Consider the following 16,703-nt stretch of genomic DNA (forward strand, 5'->3'; position numbering starts at 1 on the left):
AATTGGAATTATAGAGAATGAACAGATATAACACCATGGATAAATTCCTGATTTATCATGGACAATCTCCGGGTAGTAAAGAAACAGTTTGCTGAACGATGCGTTCGTGCCCGCAAGCTGAGTATTCATTCCACGGATCAAGGGATAGAAGATAAACACGGTTATTCCGTACCGCGCTTAGGTTTTGCCATGCTTCTGTCTGCTGTAATTGCTGGTAGTAAGCTATGGTCTCCGGCTCTTTAAAAAGAAAAAGCATCATACAGTCAGCTTGGTAATTTGCGATATTTTCTAACGAAATCGCTTGTTCTGAAGGTGTGTCAGCCGTTGTTGCCGAGCTGAATCCTAAATCCCCAAAGAAAACTTCGCGGACACTTCGGTTATGTGCCAGATAGAAGTTTTGCTTATGCAGCCTCAAAAAGAGAAAACGCAGCCCTTGAACGTGCTGAAGTGTTTTTTTGGCGGCTGTTGTCTGCTGGTCATAATCCGCTAGCCACTTCTCTGCTTCGGACTCCTCCTTTAAAAATGAGGCAGTTTGCAGAAAGTGGGTTCTCCAGCTTTCTTCTGAAGGAAGGTACATGACTTCTGCGATGCGATTCAGGCGATCTTGTTCTTCTGGAGAAATAGAATCCATGCTGACAATCACATCTGGTTCTGCCTGCGATAACGTGTACAGGTTTTCTTCCCACTTTTCATTAAACCGGTATGCACTGAGCTGGACGGGTATATCTGTCGAATAATGCTGATAGTAGTAAGACGTCCATTTCGGATGCAGAGCGGCCGCAAAAGGTATGTGGTGAAGAGGGATGAGATGGCCCATTGTGCCCCTTCCGTATGCGGCGATTTTCTTTCGGCGTTTTTTCATATAGCTTGTAGGTGAACAGCCTGTATATTTTTTAAAGATTCTGCTGAAATAAAATTCATCTTGATAACCGGTTTGGTGTGCGATTTCTTTTAATTTGCAGTTTGATTTTGCCATGAGCCGTTTTGCCTTTGTGATTCGTGTTTTCGTAATAAATTCTGTTACGCTCTGTCCTGTCCATTTTTTAAAGCTTTCACTGTAGTGTTTGGCACTGATTCCTGCCATTTGCGACAGCTGGGCAAGCGTGATTTTTGTATCGGCATGGGTTTCGATATAGTGTTTTGTTTTTTCGATTGCTGAATGTGTATCCGTTTGATCAGATAAACTGGCAGTAAAAAGATCATAAATCAGGCTTTGTACTTCAATCACACATTTTAGCTGAGAAAGCTGAGACGATTCATTCCATAGTGCGGCAAGCTCTTGAAGCCGGACTGCAAGATTTTCGATATGTGAAACATTCATAAGCTTCAGTTTGGCTAATTCCGATTCTGTGCACGGTGTGTAAATATCTTGGCCGGCTTCCTTGATATAGCTTTGAAGCCTGATCAGACAGGCATCTATATGTCCATCGGCTGCTGGCATAAAGCCAAAGGTCTCGTTAGGCGGACAAACATAAAGTGTCTTTTTTTGCAGAGGATTGGTGTTTGTTCCGATCGAAATATAGCCGTTTCCTTTTAAATGAAAAATCAGCACGAATGAATCGGCTAATTGCTGTTCTGAGAAGAGATCACTTGTCTTTTTTAGATATTCAATTTGTATCGGTTGATAAATCACTGCATTTTGCACGAGTAGACCACCTTTTCAGAAGCTTTCAATTGATAATCATTTTCAATAAAAATTGTACCAAATAAATGAAAGTTTTCCTATATAAAGCGGGTGGGTTTTTAGCATGAAAAAAACCCTTACTTATGTGTAAAAGTAAGGGTCTTTCGTTCAATAAGAATATGTTACACGTGTAACATACGATGCTTATGTTCTAATAAATGAGATACTTTTTTCTTGTTTTGCTGAATTGTTGGAGTGTTTTTTCATAGCTGTTTATGATGTTCTCAACCGAAGTTCCATTTTCAATTTTTGTCCTGATCCAGCCGTTGCCTGCCAGTTTATCGAATGAACCTGTTGACAGGAACTCAAAATCCTCAGGATAGAGATCGTGTATGGTTTTAATGACTGAAAGACCCGTTTTAACGGCTTCAAACTTATCTCTGTCTGTCACATAGAGCTGCACACCGTGGCAAAGCGTTCCTTGATGTTTAGAAAACGTCGGTGTGAAGGATGCTGCCCTAAATGTAACGCCCGGCAAATGGAGGCTGTTTAATGTTTCTTCAAGTTCTGTGCTTTTGATAAAGGGAGCTCCGATCAATTCGAATGGCTTTGTTGTCCCTCGCCCTTCGGATATATTTGTTCCTTCAATCAGCCCGGTTGCAGGATAAACAAATGTGCTTTCCACCGTCGGCATGTTAGGCGAAGGGAGGACGAAAGGCAATCGGGTATCGTCAAAATCCATTTTTCGTTTCCAGTGTTTCATTTTTACCACTGTAAGATCGGCATCAATACTAAATTCTTTGTTGAACAGTGAAGCCAATTCGCCTATCGTCATCCCATGCTTCAATGGAATGGGATACAATCCGACAAATGAGGCGTATTCAGGTTCTAAGATTGGTCCTTCAATATGATTCCCGCCTTGAGGATTCGGACGGTCCAGCACCATAAATGGAATGCCGTTTTCTTTAGCGGCTTCCATTGCGTATGCCATTGTATAAATGTACGTGTAGAAACGGGTCCCGACATCCTGAATGTCAAACATTAGAATATCGACATTTTTAAGCATTTCTGGAGTCGGTTTTTTCGTTTTTCCGTAGAGGCTGTATACGGGAACCCCGGTTTTTTCGTCAATGTAAGAGCCTACTTCGTCTCCAGCCTGGGCGTCACCGCGGACGCCGTGTTCAGGGCCGAATAAAGCTGTCAGTTTGATATCCGGGTTCTCGTAAAGGATATCGACACTGCTTTTTAGAGATGCGTTTACTCCGGTTGGATTGGTGATCAGTCCGATACGTTTTCCCTTGAGCTGTTTTTTATAGTCTGGCAAGAGCGTGTCTATCCCAGTCTGGACTTTAGGTTTTTTAGCTGTTTGATTCTTTGAATCGGGTGAAGCAGAGGCAGCGGTTATCGTTCCGAACATCATGAGCCCTGTCAGAAAAGCGAATATTGTTTTTCTCATGTGTCCCTCCTTATTAAAGCGGTCTTCCCGTTTTGATATTTAATCCGTAGCCAAATGGGTAAAGGGTGTTCCCTGGTTTCGTGACTGACGGAATGTCAACTGGAAGTGTGCCTTTAGGTTTTGCCTGGCCGAATATCGCCATCACTCCGGCCGGAATATTAGGTTGAAGATAACGGCCATTTGCGTATCCTTTAAAGCCATAGACTGCAATCAGTGCCTTTGCTTCTTCGAAATTGGCTGCATCATAGGGGTTGCGCAGGCTCATTAAGACAAATGGTTTGTTGTGCTGCAGTGCGGCTTTCATGACAGCTCTCGGAAACACGGTGGCCCATTTGCTTGAATCTGATATTGTGTCGTCGATGACACCGTCGTTGACGACAGGGTCATTTTTGACGACATAGGAGCCGGTTATGATATAATCAGCCTTTTTTACTTGTTTTGCATGCTCGGCATTAAATATTTGGTTGGCAAAATTCATTTTGTCGACAGATACGGGTTTGATTTTCTTTCGCTTGATGAGATCGTGAATGGTTTGTTCGATTGAAGCAGTTTGTTCTTCGTAAGGTGCCACAATTAAGATTCGGCTGCCTTTTTTAGGCTTGAACGGCAAAGTGTGCTGTTCATTTTTTAATACAGTTACTGCTTTTTCAGCTATTTTTTTCTCTGCTTTCAGGTGATGCTTGCTTCCTACGATTTTTTGGGCTTTGGCTATTTTTTCATTTGTACTGTCGCTGTTTCGCGCTGGATACATGCCGCGTTTTATTTTCAGGGAAATGATTCTTTCAACTGATTTGTTGATTTGTTGTTCAGGGATATCCCCGTTTTTTACGGCTTCTTTTAAAGATTGAATGACACGTGCGAATTTCTGTTCTTCTTTCATTGAAGTGACTGAGGCTGGCATTAATGCAATATCGACACCAGCTTTTACGGCCATGACCACAGCCTCTTCCTGTCCGAAATGATCTGCGATTGCCTTCATATTGAGCGCATCGGTAACGATGACCCCATTAAAGCCCATTTCCTGACGAAGAAGACCTGTCATCACTTTTTGCGAAAGTGTAGCTGGAACCAGAATGTCCGATCCATCGAGTTTGCTTTTGTATGTGGTGTCGTCGAAGGCAGGGAATTGAACATGGGCTGTCATCACCATATCAGCACCAGCATCAATTGCTTTTTGAAAAGGATAAAGCTCGACCTCCCGAAGCCGTTCTTGGCCATGGGAAACGAGCGGCAGTCCATAATGGCTGTCAACGTCCGTGTCTCCATGTCCCGGGAAATGTTTGAGGGCAGACGCGATATCCTGCCGCTGCAACCCTTTCATCGTGTATAAACCGAGACGTGATGTCAGTTCTCGATTGGAGCTGAATGACCGTACGCCGATTACAGGATTATCGGGATTATTGTTAATGTCCACGACAGGGCTGAAATCTGTATTGATGCCTAAGGCAGAGAGCTCTTTCCCGATGATGCTGCCGGTCTGATACGCATTGATTCTGCTTCTGGCTGCGCCCAGCGCCATATTCCCTGGGAAATTAGTGCCCTCCCCTAACCTCGTTACAATGCCGCCTTCCTGATCAATACTCAGCATGAGCGGGATTTTTGGACTTGCCTTTTGGTAATCGTCTGTCAGCTGGACAGTTTGTTTTGTTGTTTTTACATTTTCTGCAAAAAGGATGATGCCTCCGAATTGATATTTCTTGACGAGGCTGGCGACTTCACCATTCATTTCTGTAAGGGCTTGCGGAGAGGACTCGCCTTCCTTTTGCCAATTTCTAAAATCAGGCATCAGCATCTGGCCGAGTTTTTCATCTAACGACATACGATTGACAATCTGATTGGCATCGATTGCACGTTTGGATGCAGAGGCTTCTGTCTGTCTGGCCCCGAAAAAGCATGAAAGAAAGAGAACGGCTGAAAGGATAAGCGGAAAGACAGGTCTCATAGAAACTTCCTCCTATCGTCTAATCATTCACTCCATCGCTTCATAAATCGCGGTTATGACACTTCCATAACTGCCTGTTGCAAATTGATCACCCTCAAAGACGTTTGGATTTTCTTCTGGATCAATAACTGGTGTATGCTTTTTATTTGTTAACAATGCGATGCCTAAATTGTATGCTGGATCAATAATTGTAACTGTCCCCGTCCAGCCGGTATGCCCGTAAGCATTTTCGCTGGCATGAGGGCCAAACATCCATTCCATGCTTTTACTTCCGTTCCGCCTCCAGCCAAGAGCGAATGTCGGATCTGTTGCTGAAGGTGCTGTAAACAGGTCGGCTGTTTTCTGATCAAATAAAGAAATGTTTCGGTATGAACCTTTGTTTAACATGACTTGCAGCAGTATGGCCATATCATCTGCATTTGAGAACAATCCGGCATGCCCAGACACGCCACCCATTGAGTAAAACGCTTTTTCGTCATGCACTTCTCCTTGCAGCGAGTTTGTGCGGATGTTAGGGAATTGAATAACGCCGTCACGTGTATTGCCCATGCGTTCAGTAGCTGCGAACTGTTTCGGTTTAAAGCCCTTTTGCAGCGGATTGTACAAGGTATGCTTCAGCCTGAGCGGTTTGTAGAGCTCTTGCTCCGTGTAGACATCAAGCCGTTTGCCGGTGAGTTTTTCGACAATACATCCGAGTAGCATATATCCAATGTCACTGTATACGTGCTTTGTCCCAGTTCGATAATCGAGCGGAATTTTCGTCAAATATTCAATCGTTTTGTCCCGTTCCTGGGAATAGTACTTGTCGGCTTTTTCCGGCGTGTAAAAGTAAAAGCTTGATGGGAGTCCCGATTGGTGCTGGAGGACATCGATGACACGTATCTTGTCTTTTCCTTTTATGAGGTCACCCGGCTGATCCTTGAAACCCGGCAAATATGCAGAAACTTTTTCATAGACGTCAAGTTTTCCTTGGCTGACTAAGTGCTGCAATGCAAAATTTGTTGCGTACATTTTTGTATTTGAGGCTAAGTCAAACATCGTGCGGGTTTTCATTTTGGCCGGACGGCGCAGCAGTTCTGATCCTTCGTACTTTTTACTGTAGCCGTATGCTGCTTTTTTTATGATGCGTCCATCCTTCACCACCACAAGAACGGCGCCTGGAAATCCTGCTGCAATATCCCGTTCTATCATCTGATCTACCTTCCTTAGCTTCTTCGTCGAGAATTGTGCAGTTTCTGCATTTATGGTTTTCGGCTCAATCAAGTTGTCTGCTGTTTGTGCGAAGGTTTCATTTGGCGCAAATATCGATAGGGTTAAAATGGCACTGAATATGAACAGTGTCTTTGTTTTCACAGGCTAGCCCCTTTCTGTGCTTCTATCCCGTTTACTATCCCTAAAACAGAAACAATTTAATCGAACTGAGAAGCCATTTCATCTTTATATCCGAAGGCATAGGTGAATAAAAAGCCGGCCGCGTAGGAAATAAAGAGTCCAACGATATACAGGATGATTTGCGAAGGCAGGACTAGAAAAGATAGCGGCAGTCCGGAGACACCAATCGCAATGGTGGCTACTTGAAAATAAGCTTGAAAGGCGCCGCCGATTCCAGCTCCTAAACATGCTGTTAAAAACGGACGGCCGAGCGGCAGCGTGACTCCGAAAATAAGCGGTTCACCAATGCCGAGCAGTCCCGATGGAAGCCCGCCGGCGATTGCTTTCCTCAGTGTTGTTTTTTTCGTCTTCACGAAAACGGCAAAGGCCGCGCCTACCTGTCCTGCACCTCCCATAGCCAAAATAGGGAGCAGAGGATCATTGCCAATTGAATTGATCAGTTCCATGTGCACAGGCGTCAAGCCTTGATGCAGTCCGGTTACGACGAGAGGAAGGAAGGTTGCGCCCAGAATAAAGCCTGCAGCGATGCCGCCGATGTCCAGGATGGACAGTAGGCCGGATGTAATAGCATCAGAAATGAATCCGCCTAAAGGCATAAATACGACATACGTTACGATTCCGGTGATTAACAGTGAAACGGTGGGTGTGACAATGATATCAAGTGATTGAGGAATAAAACGGCGAATAAATTGTTCGGTGTAAGCAATGAATATGGCTGCGAAAAGGACGCCGATCAGACCTCCCCTGCCCGGGAGAAGCTCTTCTCCAAATAAACTGATTTTTGCGATCTCCGGATTGATAATCAAGATCCCGGCCAAAGCCCCAAGTGCGGGTGTCCCGCCAAATTCTTTCGAAGCGTTAATACCGACGAGAATGCCGAGATAAGTGAACAGCCCTGATCCAATGACTGTCAGGATAATCGCAATTTGTGAGTCTGCAGAGAGCCAGCCTGCTTGAATAATTGCTTTGGTAATCCCAGTAATTAAACCGGAAGCGACTAGAGCAGGAATAAGAGGGATAAAAATGCTGGCAATTTTACGTAAGAAAAGTTTAAAAGGAGTGGCGTTTTTTCGATTGATATCGGCTTTCTTTTTGGCCGCTGCTTCTTTGACATCGGCACCTTCTTCTGCTGACACGAGCTTTGAGAAAGCAGCTGTAACATGATTGACAACTCCTGTGCCGAGGATAATTTGTAAGGTTTCAGCTTCAACGACCCCCAATACGCCGTCAAGCTTTCTTAAACCCTGAGCATCTGCTTTGCTTTCATCGTAAGGCGTAATGCGCAGGCGTGTCATGCAATGCGTATATGAAGAAATATTGGATTTTCCTCCGCATAGCTCAAGGATTTTCTGTGCGAGATGATGGTAGTTATTTTCTTTGCTCATTAAAACCCCTCCCCTTCAAGATGCCTTATTTTATTCTCATAGATTGTATGGCTGCTCTCGTTTTATCTATATAACCGGTTGTCGTTTCATACTGCTCAGCCGCCATGCCTAAAAACAAAACATCAATTATAAAAAGCTGGGCGAGGCGGGAGGAAGTGGCTGCACTTCGAATCAAGGCTTCATTGGAATGGGCTGTATACAAAGGGACATCAGCCAGTGCGGAGACGGATGTCTGACTGAATTGTGTGAGGCTGATCGTTGTGATGCCTTTTTCCTTGGCCATGGCAAACAGTTCAATGATTTCCTGTGTCTCTCCTGAAAACGAAATGGCGAATACGATGTCGTCTTTATCTGCATTTGCGATTAAAGATGCCACAAGATGAGTGTCTGTAAACGCGGTTGCTTGTTTATGAATGCGAAGCCACTTTTGCTGGGCGTCCTTGGCGACAATGCCGGAAGCCCCGAGGCCGATAAAATGCACGGTATGAGCTTTGAGAAGCATAGAAACCGCTCGCTCAAGCTCTTTGTAGTCCATCAGGTCTGAAGTATCCTGAATGGCTTGAATGGCATTGCCGGCCGTTTTTTCGGAAATGGAGGGCAGCGGCTCGTGGGGAACAATATCCCGGTAGCCCTGAAAAGTAGGCTTTGCCAGATCGCCCGCTACTCTCATTTTTAAATCTTGAAATCCTTTCAAACCGAGTGATTTGCAGAGCCTGATGACGGCAGCGTCACTTGAATTGGCTAAGGCGCTGATTTCGTTGACCGTGCTTTCGATTGCTTTGTGGGGATGGGCTAGGATATAATCTGCAAGTTTGCGCTCGGATGGAGGGAGCTTATGCTTCATTGATTGGATGATCGCTAAACCGCCTGTGGCCATTCTAGTTCTCTCCTTATCATGGATGGGAATGTTCGATTGCTTTGTCAATGAAACCGTTTGCTTCATCGAGTAATGTCTTTGCTTGTTTCTGATCTGTGCTTGTTTTGAGCATGACGATTGCTGTTTTGACGTGATGATCGGCTTGTTCCAGAGTGTATCTGGCTGTGTCGTATGAAGCGTTTGTAAGGCTTTGGATGATGCTGATGGCGCGTTCTTTTAGTTTTTTGTTGCTAACGTTGACGTCTACCATCAAGTTTTCGTAAACCTTGCCGATTTTGACCATTACAGCGGTAGATATCATGTTTAGAATCATTTTATGTGCGGTTGCGGCTTTCATACGTGTTGATCCTGTAATGGCCTCAGGTCCGACGACAACCTCAATGCTGTGATCCGCATCCTTGCTGATGGCGGAATTTTCATTGCAAGTAAGGGCGATGGTGTGTGCTCCGACTTTGCGGGCGTATCTTAGGCCGCCTGCGGCGTACGGTGTGCGGCCGCTTGCTGCGATGGCAATGACGGTGTCATTTGAAGTGAGCTGTATGTTTCTTAAATCTTCAGCTCCTGCTTCTTCACTGTCTTCAATGCCCTCTGCTGCCTGTAAAAAGGCTTTGGGGCCTCCAGCCATGATTCCGATGACTTGATCAGGGCTTACGCTGTAGGTGGGAGGACATTCAACAGCATCCATGACGCCGAGTCTGCCGCTTGTGCCGGCGCCTGTATATATGAGCCGGCCTCCATTTTGAAACGATTCATATGCGCAGTCTACAGCTGTTTTGATGTCGGGGAGAACCTCCTGAACGGCTGCAGCGACTTTCATATCTTCGTTGTTGATCATTTTAAGGATGCCGAGAGTGTTTGCTTTGTGGATTTCAACTGTTTGACTATTGCGTGATTCCGTTGTAAGACGGTGAAGGTTTAATGGTTCTGACATGAGGATGCCCCCCTGTTTTAAAATGTTATATCTCAATATTCAGTATATTCATTGCTGTTATGATATTTCAACTATGTTTTTAAATTTTTGAAATTTTATTTCACTCAAGACTATAAGAAATGATGAAGGATCAACTGTTCTCCAAGCGGGCCGATTCTTCGCCGTCCTTTATCAAGGAACCCGCTTTTCATATAAAGGTGTTTTGCGCGTATGTTCAGATGATTGACGGCCAAGATGATTTCGTCGCACCATGGAAAATATCCGCTCACAAAAGCGGGAAGCAAAAGCATGGCTTTTTTCGCATAGCCTTTTCCGTGATGCACAGCGTTTAAAGACAGGGAGCTGAGCAGTAAAGCAAATGGATTGTTAGAATAAGAAGCAAGCGTTTCTTTTGATGCATGTAAAATGAAAAAACCGACTGGAAGGTCGTCTTTTAAGATGACAACCGGATATCGGTCCTGTATGCCCAAAGCCTGAGACAGCACCTCTTTCGGGAGGGAGGTAAAGCGTTTGTCATCGTTGGTGAGCGTGAATGATTGAAGCTCGGGCAAGTGTTCAGGCTTATAGAAGGATAAAGAAATGTCTTGAGTCATGGGGTGGCCTCCTTACAATATGTCGTCAAGCTCGTTTTCCGAAATGACGCGGTAGCCCGCTTGTTTTAACAGTGCGGCGGTTACTCCGCTGCCGGTGATTTTTTTGCCAGAGAATGTGCCGTTATAGATAAAACCGCTTCCGCAAGATGGACTGTTTTCTTTTAATATGACGGCAGAAGCGTTGATTTCTTTTGCGTAAGCCAATGTTTTCGCGGCGCCTTCCATATATAGCTCTGTGACGTCTTCTCCTGAAGCTGTCACGATTTTCGCTGTTCCATTGAGGACATCCTCGCCGGTGCCTCCTATGATTTCTGCGGGTTCGCGTGGGGTAGAGAAGCCGCCGAGAAGTTCAGGGCAAGCCATGACTGCTTTCTTTTCATCGACTAGTTTTCTGATTTTCTCCGACGCTGCGTGAGAGCCGTTATATCTGCATTCAATGCCTCCAAGGCAAGAACTGACTAGAATCATATTGGTTTCTCCTCTCTTGCTTTGCTTGTCTCTATCATAAAATAAATGGCTTTAGTTGGGAGGCTTTTTCAGTTAAAAAAGGAGTTAAAAAGTTTGAAAATAAAAAATTTAATTTTTCTCTTTACAAACAGGGGGTGACCTGTATATAATAACTTTTGTCAGCTCGACGAGAACACAACGGCCCGTTGGTCAAGCGGTTAAGACACCGCCCTTTCACGGCGGTAACACGGGTTCGAATCCCGTACGGGTCACCATTTGGAGGATTAGCTCAGCTGGGAGAGCATCTGCCTTACAAGCAGAGGGTCGGCGGTTCGAGCCCGTCATCCTCCACCATCTTGCCGGTGTAGCTCAATTGGTAGAGCAACTGACTTGTAATCAGTAGGTTGGGGGTTCAAGTCCTCTTGCCGGCACTGTTTTTTCAAAATTTTATGTGGAGGGGTAGCGAAGTGGCTAAACGCGGCGGACTGTAAATCCGCTCCCTCAGGGTTCGGCAGTTCGAATCTGCCCCCCTCCACCATTATTGGGCTATAGCCAAGCGGTAAGGCAACGGACTTTGACTCCGTCATGCGTTGGTTCGAATCCAGCTAGCCCAGTCACAGACACCTTTTGATCAAAGGTGTCTTTTTTCTTTTCGGAAAAATCATTCCAACTTCTAACTGTTCAGTCTGTATAATAATTTTAAAAATATGTTAAGGTAGTTTATTCACGAATTACCATCTACACCCTGCCAAAAATTTGATAAACTTATTTTATAAAAAAATTGAAACCTTTTGAAACGAAGCTCGTATACATACAGACCGGTGAAGGCAGAGGTTAGATAAATATGGAAATGATGATTAAAAAAAGAATTAAACAAGTCAAAAAAGGCGACCAGAATGCATTTACGGACATTGTAGATATTTACAAAGATAAAATTTATCAGCTTTGCTACCGTATGCTTGGCAATGTGCATGAGGCGGAGGATATTGCACAGGAAGCTTTCATCAGAGCGTACGTTAATATCGACAGTTTTGATATTAACCGGAAATTTTCAACTTGGCTTTATCGAATCGCGACCAATTTGACCATTGACCGCATTCGCAAAAAGAAGCCGGATTATTACCTCGATGCAGAGGTGGCTGGTACGGAAGGCTTGACCATGTATTCTCAAATCGCCGCAGATGGTGTTTTGCCTGAAGATGCAGTTGTGTCGCTGGAGCTCTCAAACACGATACAGCAGAAAATTTTAAAGCTTCCTGACAAATACAGAACAGTCATCGTATTAAAGTATATTGACGAACTCTCATTAATTGAAATCGGGGAGATTCTAAACATTCCTGTGGGGACTGTGAAAACGCGGATTCACAGAGGCAGAGAGGCTCTTAGAAAACAATTAAGGGATCTTTAAGTGGGGTGATGAAATGAGCTGTCCTGAACAAATTGTGCAGCTTATGCATATGCATCTTGATGGAGATATCCTTCCAAAAGATGAACACATATTAAATGAACATCTGGAGACATGCGAGAAATGCAGAAAGCATTTTTACGAGATGGAGAAATCCATAGCGCTCGTACGGAGCACATCGCATGTCGAAGCCCCCGCGGATTTTACCGCTAATGTCATGGCAAAATTGCCTAAGGAGAAGAAAAGAGCTTCTGTAAAAAGATGGTTCAGAACCCATCCCGTTATCGCAGCTGCTGCGGTATTCATCATTTTGATGGGCGGGGGTTTTTTTAACAGCTGGCATAATGACCACAATTTCAGCGTGTCCAAGCAGCCGAATCTTGTGGTTCATAACCATACTGTAACCGTGCCAGAAGGTGAGACGGTCAAAGGCGATGTCACTGTTAAAAACGGCAAGCTGATTATTAAAGGTAAAATAGACGGGGATGTAACCGTCGTAAACGGCGAAAAGTATATGGCCTCTGCTGGACAAGTCACCGGTCAGATTGAAGAAATCAATCAGTTATTCGACTGGACATGGTACAAGATGAAGTCTGCGGGGAAAAGTGTACTCGATGCATTCAGTCCGAAGGGAGAAGAGTAAAGCGCGTTAGCCGCTTTGCTCTTTTTTTGCGGGCTGAGAGGGCTGGCACATTTCACTTGCTAAATCGAAATGTGGTATAATGGGCTCGCTATGTAAAGTACATATGCGTAACACGTAAAACACAAAATACGAAATGACTGAAATCTTGGAGGACGAGGAAATGGCTTTTGAGGATATCCCTTTTTTGCAGTACCTCGGCAATGCCGTTGATATTCTCCTTGTTTGGTATGTGATATATAAATTGATTATGGTGATACGCGGCACGAAAGCGGTTCAGCTGTTAAAAGGAATTGTAGTCATCGTGCTTGTTCGTATGGCCAGCCAATATTTGGGCCTCAGCACACTTCAATGGCTGATGGACCAAGCGATAACATGGGGATTTTTAGCAATTATTATTATTTTTCAGCCTGAGCTGAGAAGAGCGCTTGAACAGCTAGGCCGCGGCCGCTTTTTTTCGAGGAGCGGCACGCCTGTTGAAGAAGCGCAGCAGAAAACGATTGAGGCCATTACAAAAGCGATCAATTATATGGCGAAACGCCGTATAGGCGCCCTGCTGACCATTGAGCGGGATACTGGAATGGGGGATTATATTGAGACCGGCATACCACTGAATGCCAAAGTCAGCTCTGAGCTGCTGATCAATATTTTTATCCCAAACACCCCGCTTCATGACGGTGCGGTAATTATGAAAAATAATGAAATTGCCGCGGCCGCCTGTTATCTGCCGCTTTCTGAGAGCCCGTTTATTTCAAAAGAACTGGGCACGCGACACAGAGCGGCTGTCGGTATCAGTGAAGTAACAGACAGTTTGACGATTATTGTGTCTGAAGAGACCGGCGGCGTCAGTGTGGCAAAGAACGGCGACCTTCACAGAGAGCTTACAGAAGAAGCGCTGAAAGAAATGCTTGAAGCCGAGTTTAAGAAAAACACCAGAGACACTTCTTCTAACCGCTGGTATTGGAGGGGCAAGAAAAATGGATAAATTCTTAAACAACCGCTGGGCTGTGAAAATCATTGCTCTGCTTTTCGCGCTCTTGCTTTATGTGGCGGTTAACAGCAACCAAGCACCGACTCCAAAAAAACCGGGTGAATCTTTCTTTCCGACATCAACAACTGATGAAGCAACTCTGACTGATATTCCGGTTAAAGCGTATTATGATGATGAAAATTACGTCGTGACGGGTGTTCCGCAAACGGTTAATGTCACGATAAAAGGCTCGACAAGCGCCGTGAAAAAGGCTCGGCAGACCAAAAACTTTGAAATATATGCCGATATGGAACATTTGAAAACCGGCACACATAAGGTTGAGCTTAAGGCCAAAAACGTGTCGGATGGGCTGACAATCTCAATTAATCCGTCTGTTACGACAGTGACCATTCAGGAACGGACGACCAAAAGTTTTCCCGTAGAAGTGGAGTACTACAACAAAAGCAAGATGAAAAAAGGCTATTCTCCGGAGCAGCCGATTGTCAGTCCGAAAAATGTGCAGATTACCGGATCGAAAAATGTCATCGATAATATTTCTCTTGTAAAAGCTTCAGTGAATTTGGAAAACGCAGATGAAACGATTGAAAAGGAAGCGAAAGTGACTGTCTATGATAAAGACGGAAACGCGCTTCCTGTCGACGTGGAGCCCTCGGTCATCAAGATTACCGTTCCGGTGACAAGCCCGAGTAAAAAAGTGCCCTTTAAAATTGAACGGACAGGAAGCCTTCCTGACGGTGTCAGCATAGCGAATATTGAATCCAGCCCCAGTGAGGTAACGGTTTACGGCTCACAGGATGTGTTGGATTCTCTTGAATTTATTGACGGCGTCAGCTTAGATTTAAGTAAAATTAACAAGGATTCCGATATCGAGGCAGATATTCCGCTTCCTGACGGTGTCAAAAAAATCTCACCGTCAAAGGTGACTTTGCATATAGAAGTCGATAGTGAAGCGGATCAGAAGTTCGAGAATGTCCCTATCAAGACTGTAGGGCTGAGCAGCTCACAAAACATTGAATTTCTTGATCCTGAATCACAAGCGATAGATGTAACGGCTAAAGGCTCTCCCACGAATATAAAAAAGCTAAAAAAATCAGATATTGAATTGTATGTGAATGTTTCAGATTTAGAGGACGGGGAGCATAGCGTGAAGCTTGAAGTGAACGGGCCACAGAATGTAACTTGGTCCTTGGGGCGTAAAAACGCCAAAATCAAGCTGACGTCTAAGAAAAGCAATACATCAACGAATGATAACAGCAGCAATACATCAGGGAACCAGGACACAGATAAACAAACAAATGATCAAAAGAACAATCAGCAAGAAGATACAAAGAACACTGATAAAAACAACAACGATCAAAACCAAGACGAAAATAAAGATCAAAACCAAGATCAGGATGAGGATGAATCCACTGCGAATTCACAATCCTCATCGGAATAAAAAAGGAGCGATTATAAAATGGGCAAGTATTTTGGAACAGACGGTGTAAGAGGTGTCGCCAATAGTGAGCTTACACCTGAGCTGGCCTTTAAAGTCGGACGTTTCGGCGGTTATGTGCTGACAAAAGACAAACAACGTCCAAAAGTGCTGATAGGCCGCGATACACGCATCTCCGGCCATATGCTGGAGGGAGCCCTTGTCGCCGGACTTTTATCCATTGGCGCAGAAGTCATGCGCCTGGGTGTCATTTCTACACCAGGTGTATCTTATTTGACAAAAGCGATGGATGCAGAGGCGGGCGTCATGATTTCCGCTTCTCATAACCCAGTGCAGGATAACGGCATCAAATTCTTTGGGGGAGATGGATTTAAGCTTTCTGATGAACAAGAGGCTGAAATTGAGCGCCTGATGGACGAACCTGAGGATAAGCTGCCAAGACCTGTCGGAGCAGACCTTGGACTTGTAAACGATTATTTTGAAGGCGGACAAAAATATCTGCAATTCTTAAAACAGACAGCTGATGAAGATTTCACAGGCATTCATGTGGCATTGGACTGTGCCCATGGCGCAACGTCATCCTTGGCGACACACCTGTTTGCTGATTTAGATGCAGATGTTTCTACAATGGGGACTTCCCCGAACGGATTAAACATTAATGACGGCGTCGGTTCGACTCATCCCGAAGCGCTCAGCGCGTTTGTCAAAGAGAAAAACGCGGATCTCGGTCTTGCGTTCGACGGTGACGGCGACCGCCTGATTGCTGTCGATGAAAAAGGAAATATTGTAGACGGCGACCAAATCATGTACATATGCTCAAAACATCTGAAATCAGAGGGCCGTTTAAAGGATGATACTTTGGTTTCAACCGTGATGAGCAACCTCGGCTTCTATAAGGCGCTCGAAAAAGAAGGCATCAAAAGCGTACAGACAGCTGTCGGCGACCGCTACGTAGTAGAAGCAATGAAAAAAGACGGCTACAACGTCGGCGGAGAGCAGTCAGGACATCTTATTTTCCTTGATTACAACACGACAGGGGACGGATTATTGTCTGCTATTATGCTGATGAACACTTTGAAAGCCACAGGCAAGCCACTGTCAGAGCTTGCAGCTGAAATGCAGAAGTTCCCGCAGCTGTTAGTCAATGTGAGAGTGACTGATAAATATAAAGTTGAAGAAAATGAAAAAGTAAAAGCAGTTATTTCTGAAGTTGAAAAAGAAATGAACGGCGACGGCCGGATTTTGGTGCGCCCTTCAGGAACTGAACCGCTCGTCCGTGTCATGGCTGAAGCGAAGACGAAAGAGCTGTGCGATGAGTATGTCAATCGCATTGTTGAAGTCGTCCGGTCAGAAATGGGATTAGAGTAACGAAGTCTATTATCAGAGAGTGAACAAGACAAGCGAGGTTTACATAAGATAATTGTGAGACATACGGCAAAGTTGTTTAAAAAACAATTGACCGTTTATGCCACATGTTGTAAAATCAAGCTTGTCTTGTTCTTATTTTCTCAATAGGAAAAGAAGACGGGATTATTGCTTTACCTATAATTATAGCGCCCGAACTAAGCGCCCGGAAAAAGGCTTA

The 16,703-nt window shown here is 44.6% G+C and carries 14 protein-coding genes and 5 tRNA genes; 10 read left to right on the plus strand and 9 right to left on the minus strand.

The features are described 5' to 3' along the window. Positions 1 to 55: 55 nt before the first annotated feature. The 9 genes from btr to MKX38_RS01085 all read right to left on the minus strand — a co-directional run bounded on the left by btr (position 56) and on the right by MKX38_RS01085 (position 10,668). Positions 56 to 1,645 (minus strand): bacillibactin transport transcriptional regulator Btr, encoded by a 1,590-nt coding sequence (gene btr, locus MKX38_RS01045; RefSeq protein ID WP_339188313.1) that lies wholly within the window; start codon positions 1,643 to 1,645, stop codon positions 56 to 58. A gap of 190 nt (positions 1,646 to 1,835) precedes the next feature. Then, positions 1,836 to 3,080: an exo-beta-N-acetylmuramidase NamZ domain-containing protein gene (locus tag MKX38_RS01050; RefSeq protein ID WP_064911734.1), complete on the minus strand. Its 1,245-nt coding sequence runs from the start codon at positions 3,078 to 3,080 to the stop codon at positions 1,836 to 1,838. Between the two features lie 13 nt (positions 3,081 to 3,093). Continuing rightward, entirely contained in the window at positions 3,094 to 5,022 is a 1,929-nt protein-coding gene (gene nagZ / locus MKX38_RS01055) for a beta-N-acetylhexosaminidase (RefSeq protein WP_339188317.1), read from the minus strand. Positions 5,023 to 5,049: 27 nt separating this feature from the next. Continuing rightward, on the minus strand, positions 5,050 to 6,375 hold the full coding sequence (gene amiE, locus MKX38_RS01060) for an N-acetylmuramoyl-L-alanine amidase (RefSeq protein ID WP_339188320.1): 1,326 nt from the start codon (positions 6,373 to 6,375) through the stop codon (positions 5,050 to 5,052). A gap of 56 nt (positions 6,376 to 6,431) precedes the next feature. Beyond that, positions 6,432 to 7,799 (minus strand): PTS transporter subunit EIIC, encoded by a 1,368-nt coding sequence (locus MKX38_RS01065; protein ID WP_339188322.1) that lies wholly within the window; start codon positions 7,797 to 7,799, stop codon positions 6,432 to 6,434. Between the two features lie 25 nt (positions 7,800 to 7,824). Further along, the gene (locus MKX38_RS01070) at positions 7,825 to 8,676 is read right to left on the minus strand and encodes a MurR/RpiR family transcriptional regulator (protein WP_032722858.1); all 852 of its coding nucleotides are present in this window, start codon (positions 8,674 to 8,676) and stop codon (positions 7,825 to 7,827) included. 16 nt (positions 8,677 to 8,692) lie between these two features. Then, positions 8,693 to 9,607 carry an N-acetylmuramic acid 6-phosphate etherase gene (gene murQ / locus MKX38_RS01075; RefSeq protein WP_043940263.1) on the minus strand — a complete coding sequence of 305 codons (915 nt, stop codon included), beginning with the start codon at positions 9,605 to 9,607 and terminating at the stop codon, positions 8,693 to 8,695. 110 nt (positions 9,608 to 9,717) lie between these two features. Continuing rightward, on the minus strand, positions 9,718 to 10,200 hold the full coding sequence (locus MKX38_RS01080; protein WP_014475628.1) for a GNAT family protein: 483 nt from the start codon (positions 10,198 to 10,200) through the stop codon (positions 9,718 to 9,720). A 12-nt stretch (positions 10,201 to 10,212) separates the two neighbouring features. Continuing rightward, the gene (locus MKX38_RS01085) at positions 10,213 to 10,668 is read right to left on the minus strand and encodes a DUF523 domain-containing protein (protein ID WP_021481932.1); all 456 of its coding nucleotides are present in this window, start codon (positions 10,666 to 10,668) and stop codon (positions 10,213 to 10,215) included. Positions 10,669 to 10,847: 179 nt separating this feature from the next. Between MKX38_RS01085 and MKX38_RS01090 the strand changes: the two genes are divergently transcribed. From MKX38_RS01090 to glmM, 10 genes are all read left to right on the plus strand, one after another. Further along, positions 10,848 to 10,922: transfer RNA gene (locus MKX38_RS01090), tRNA-Glu, on the plus strand. 3 nt (positions 10,923 to 10,925) lie between these two features. Beyond that, a tRNA-Val gene (locus MKX38_RS01095) sits at positions 10,926 to 11,001 on the plus strand. Positions 11,002 to 11,005: 4 nt separating this feature from the next. Continuing rightward, a tRNA-Thr gene (locus tag MKX38_RS01100) sits at positions 11,006 to 11,078 on the plus strand. 22 nt (positions 11,079 to 11,100) lie between these two features. Continuing rightward, positions 11,101 to 11,185: transfer RNA gene (locus tag MKX38_RS01105), tRNA-Tyr, on the plus strand. Between the two features lie 4 nt (positions 11,186 to 11,189). After that, positions 11,190 to 11,261 (plus strand) — tRNA-Gln (locus MKX38_RS01110). 230 nt (positions 11,262 to 11,491) lie between these two features. Beyond that, positions 11,492 to 12,055 (plus strand): RNA polymerase sigma factor SigW, encoded by a 564-nt coding sequence (gene sigW / locus MKX38_RS01115; RefSeq protein ID WP_264099428.1) that lies wholly within the window; start codon positions 11,492 to 11,494, stop codon positions 12,053 to 12,055. 13 nt (positions 12,056 to 12,068) lie between these two features. Next, positions 12,069 to 12,695, plus strand: coding sequence for an anti-sigma-W factor RsiW (gene rsiW / locus MKX38_RS01120; RefSeq protein ID WP_106074128.1), 627 nt, complete (start codon positions 12,069 to 12,071; stop codon positions 12,693 to 12,695). 160 nt (positions 12,696 to 12,855) lie between these two features. Continuing rightward, a complete protein-coding gene (gene cdaA, locus MKX38_RS01125) occupies positions 12,856 to 13,677 on the plus strand; it encodes a diadenylate cyclase CdaA (RefSeq protein WP_003223651.1) in 822 nt (273 codons plus the stop codon). Beyond that, positions 13,670 to 15,121, plus strand: coding sequence for a CdaA regulatory protein CdaR (gene cdaR, locus MKX38_RS01130; RefSeq protein ID WP_046380735.1), 1,452 nt, complete (start codon positions 13,670 to 13,672; stop codon positions 15,119 to 15,121). Before cdaA ends, cdaR begins: the two co-directional genes overlap by 8 nt. A gap of 18 nt (positions 15,122 to 15,139) precedes the next feature. Next, positions 15,140 to 16,486 (plus strand): phosphoglucosamine mutase, encoded by a 1,347-nt coding sequence (glmM, locus tag MKX38_RS01135; RefSeq protein ID WP_014478651.1) that lies wholly within the window; start codon positions 15,140 to 15,142, stop codon positions 16,484 to 16,486. Positions 16,487 to 16,703 lie beyond the last annotated feature (217 nt).

Source organism: Bacillus sp. FSL M8-0025, from assembly GCF_037975475.1.
In the GTDB taxonomy this organism is placed as follows: Bacteria; Bacillota; Bacilli; order Bacillales; family Bacillaceae; genus Bacillus; species Bacillus subtilis.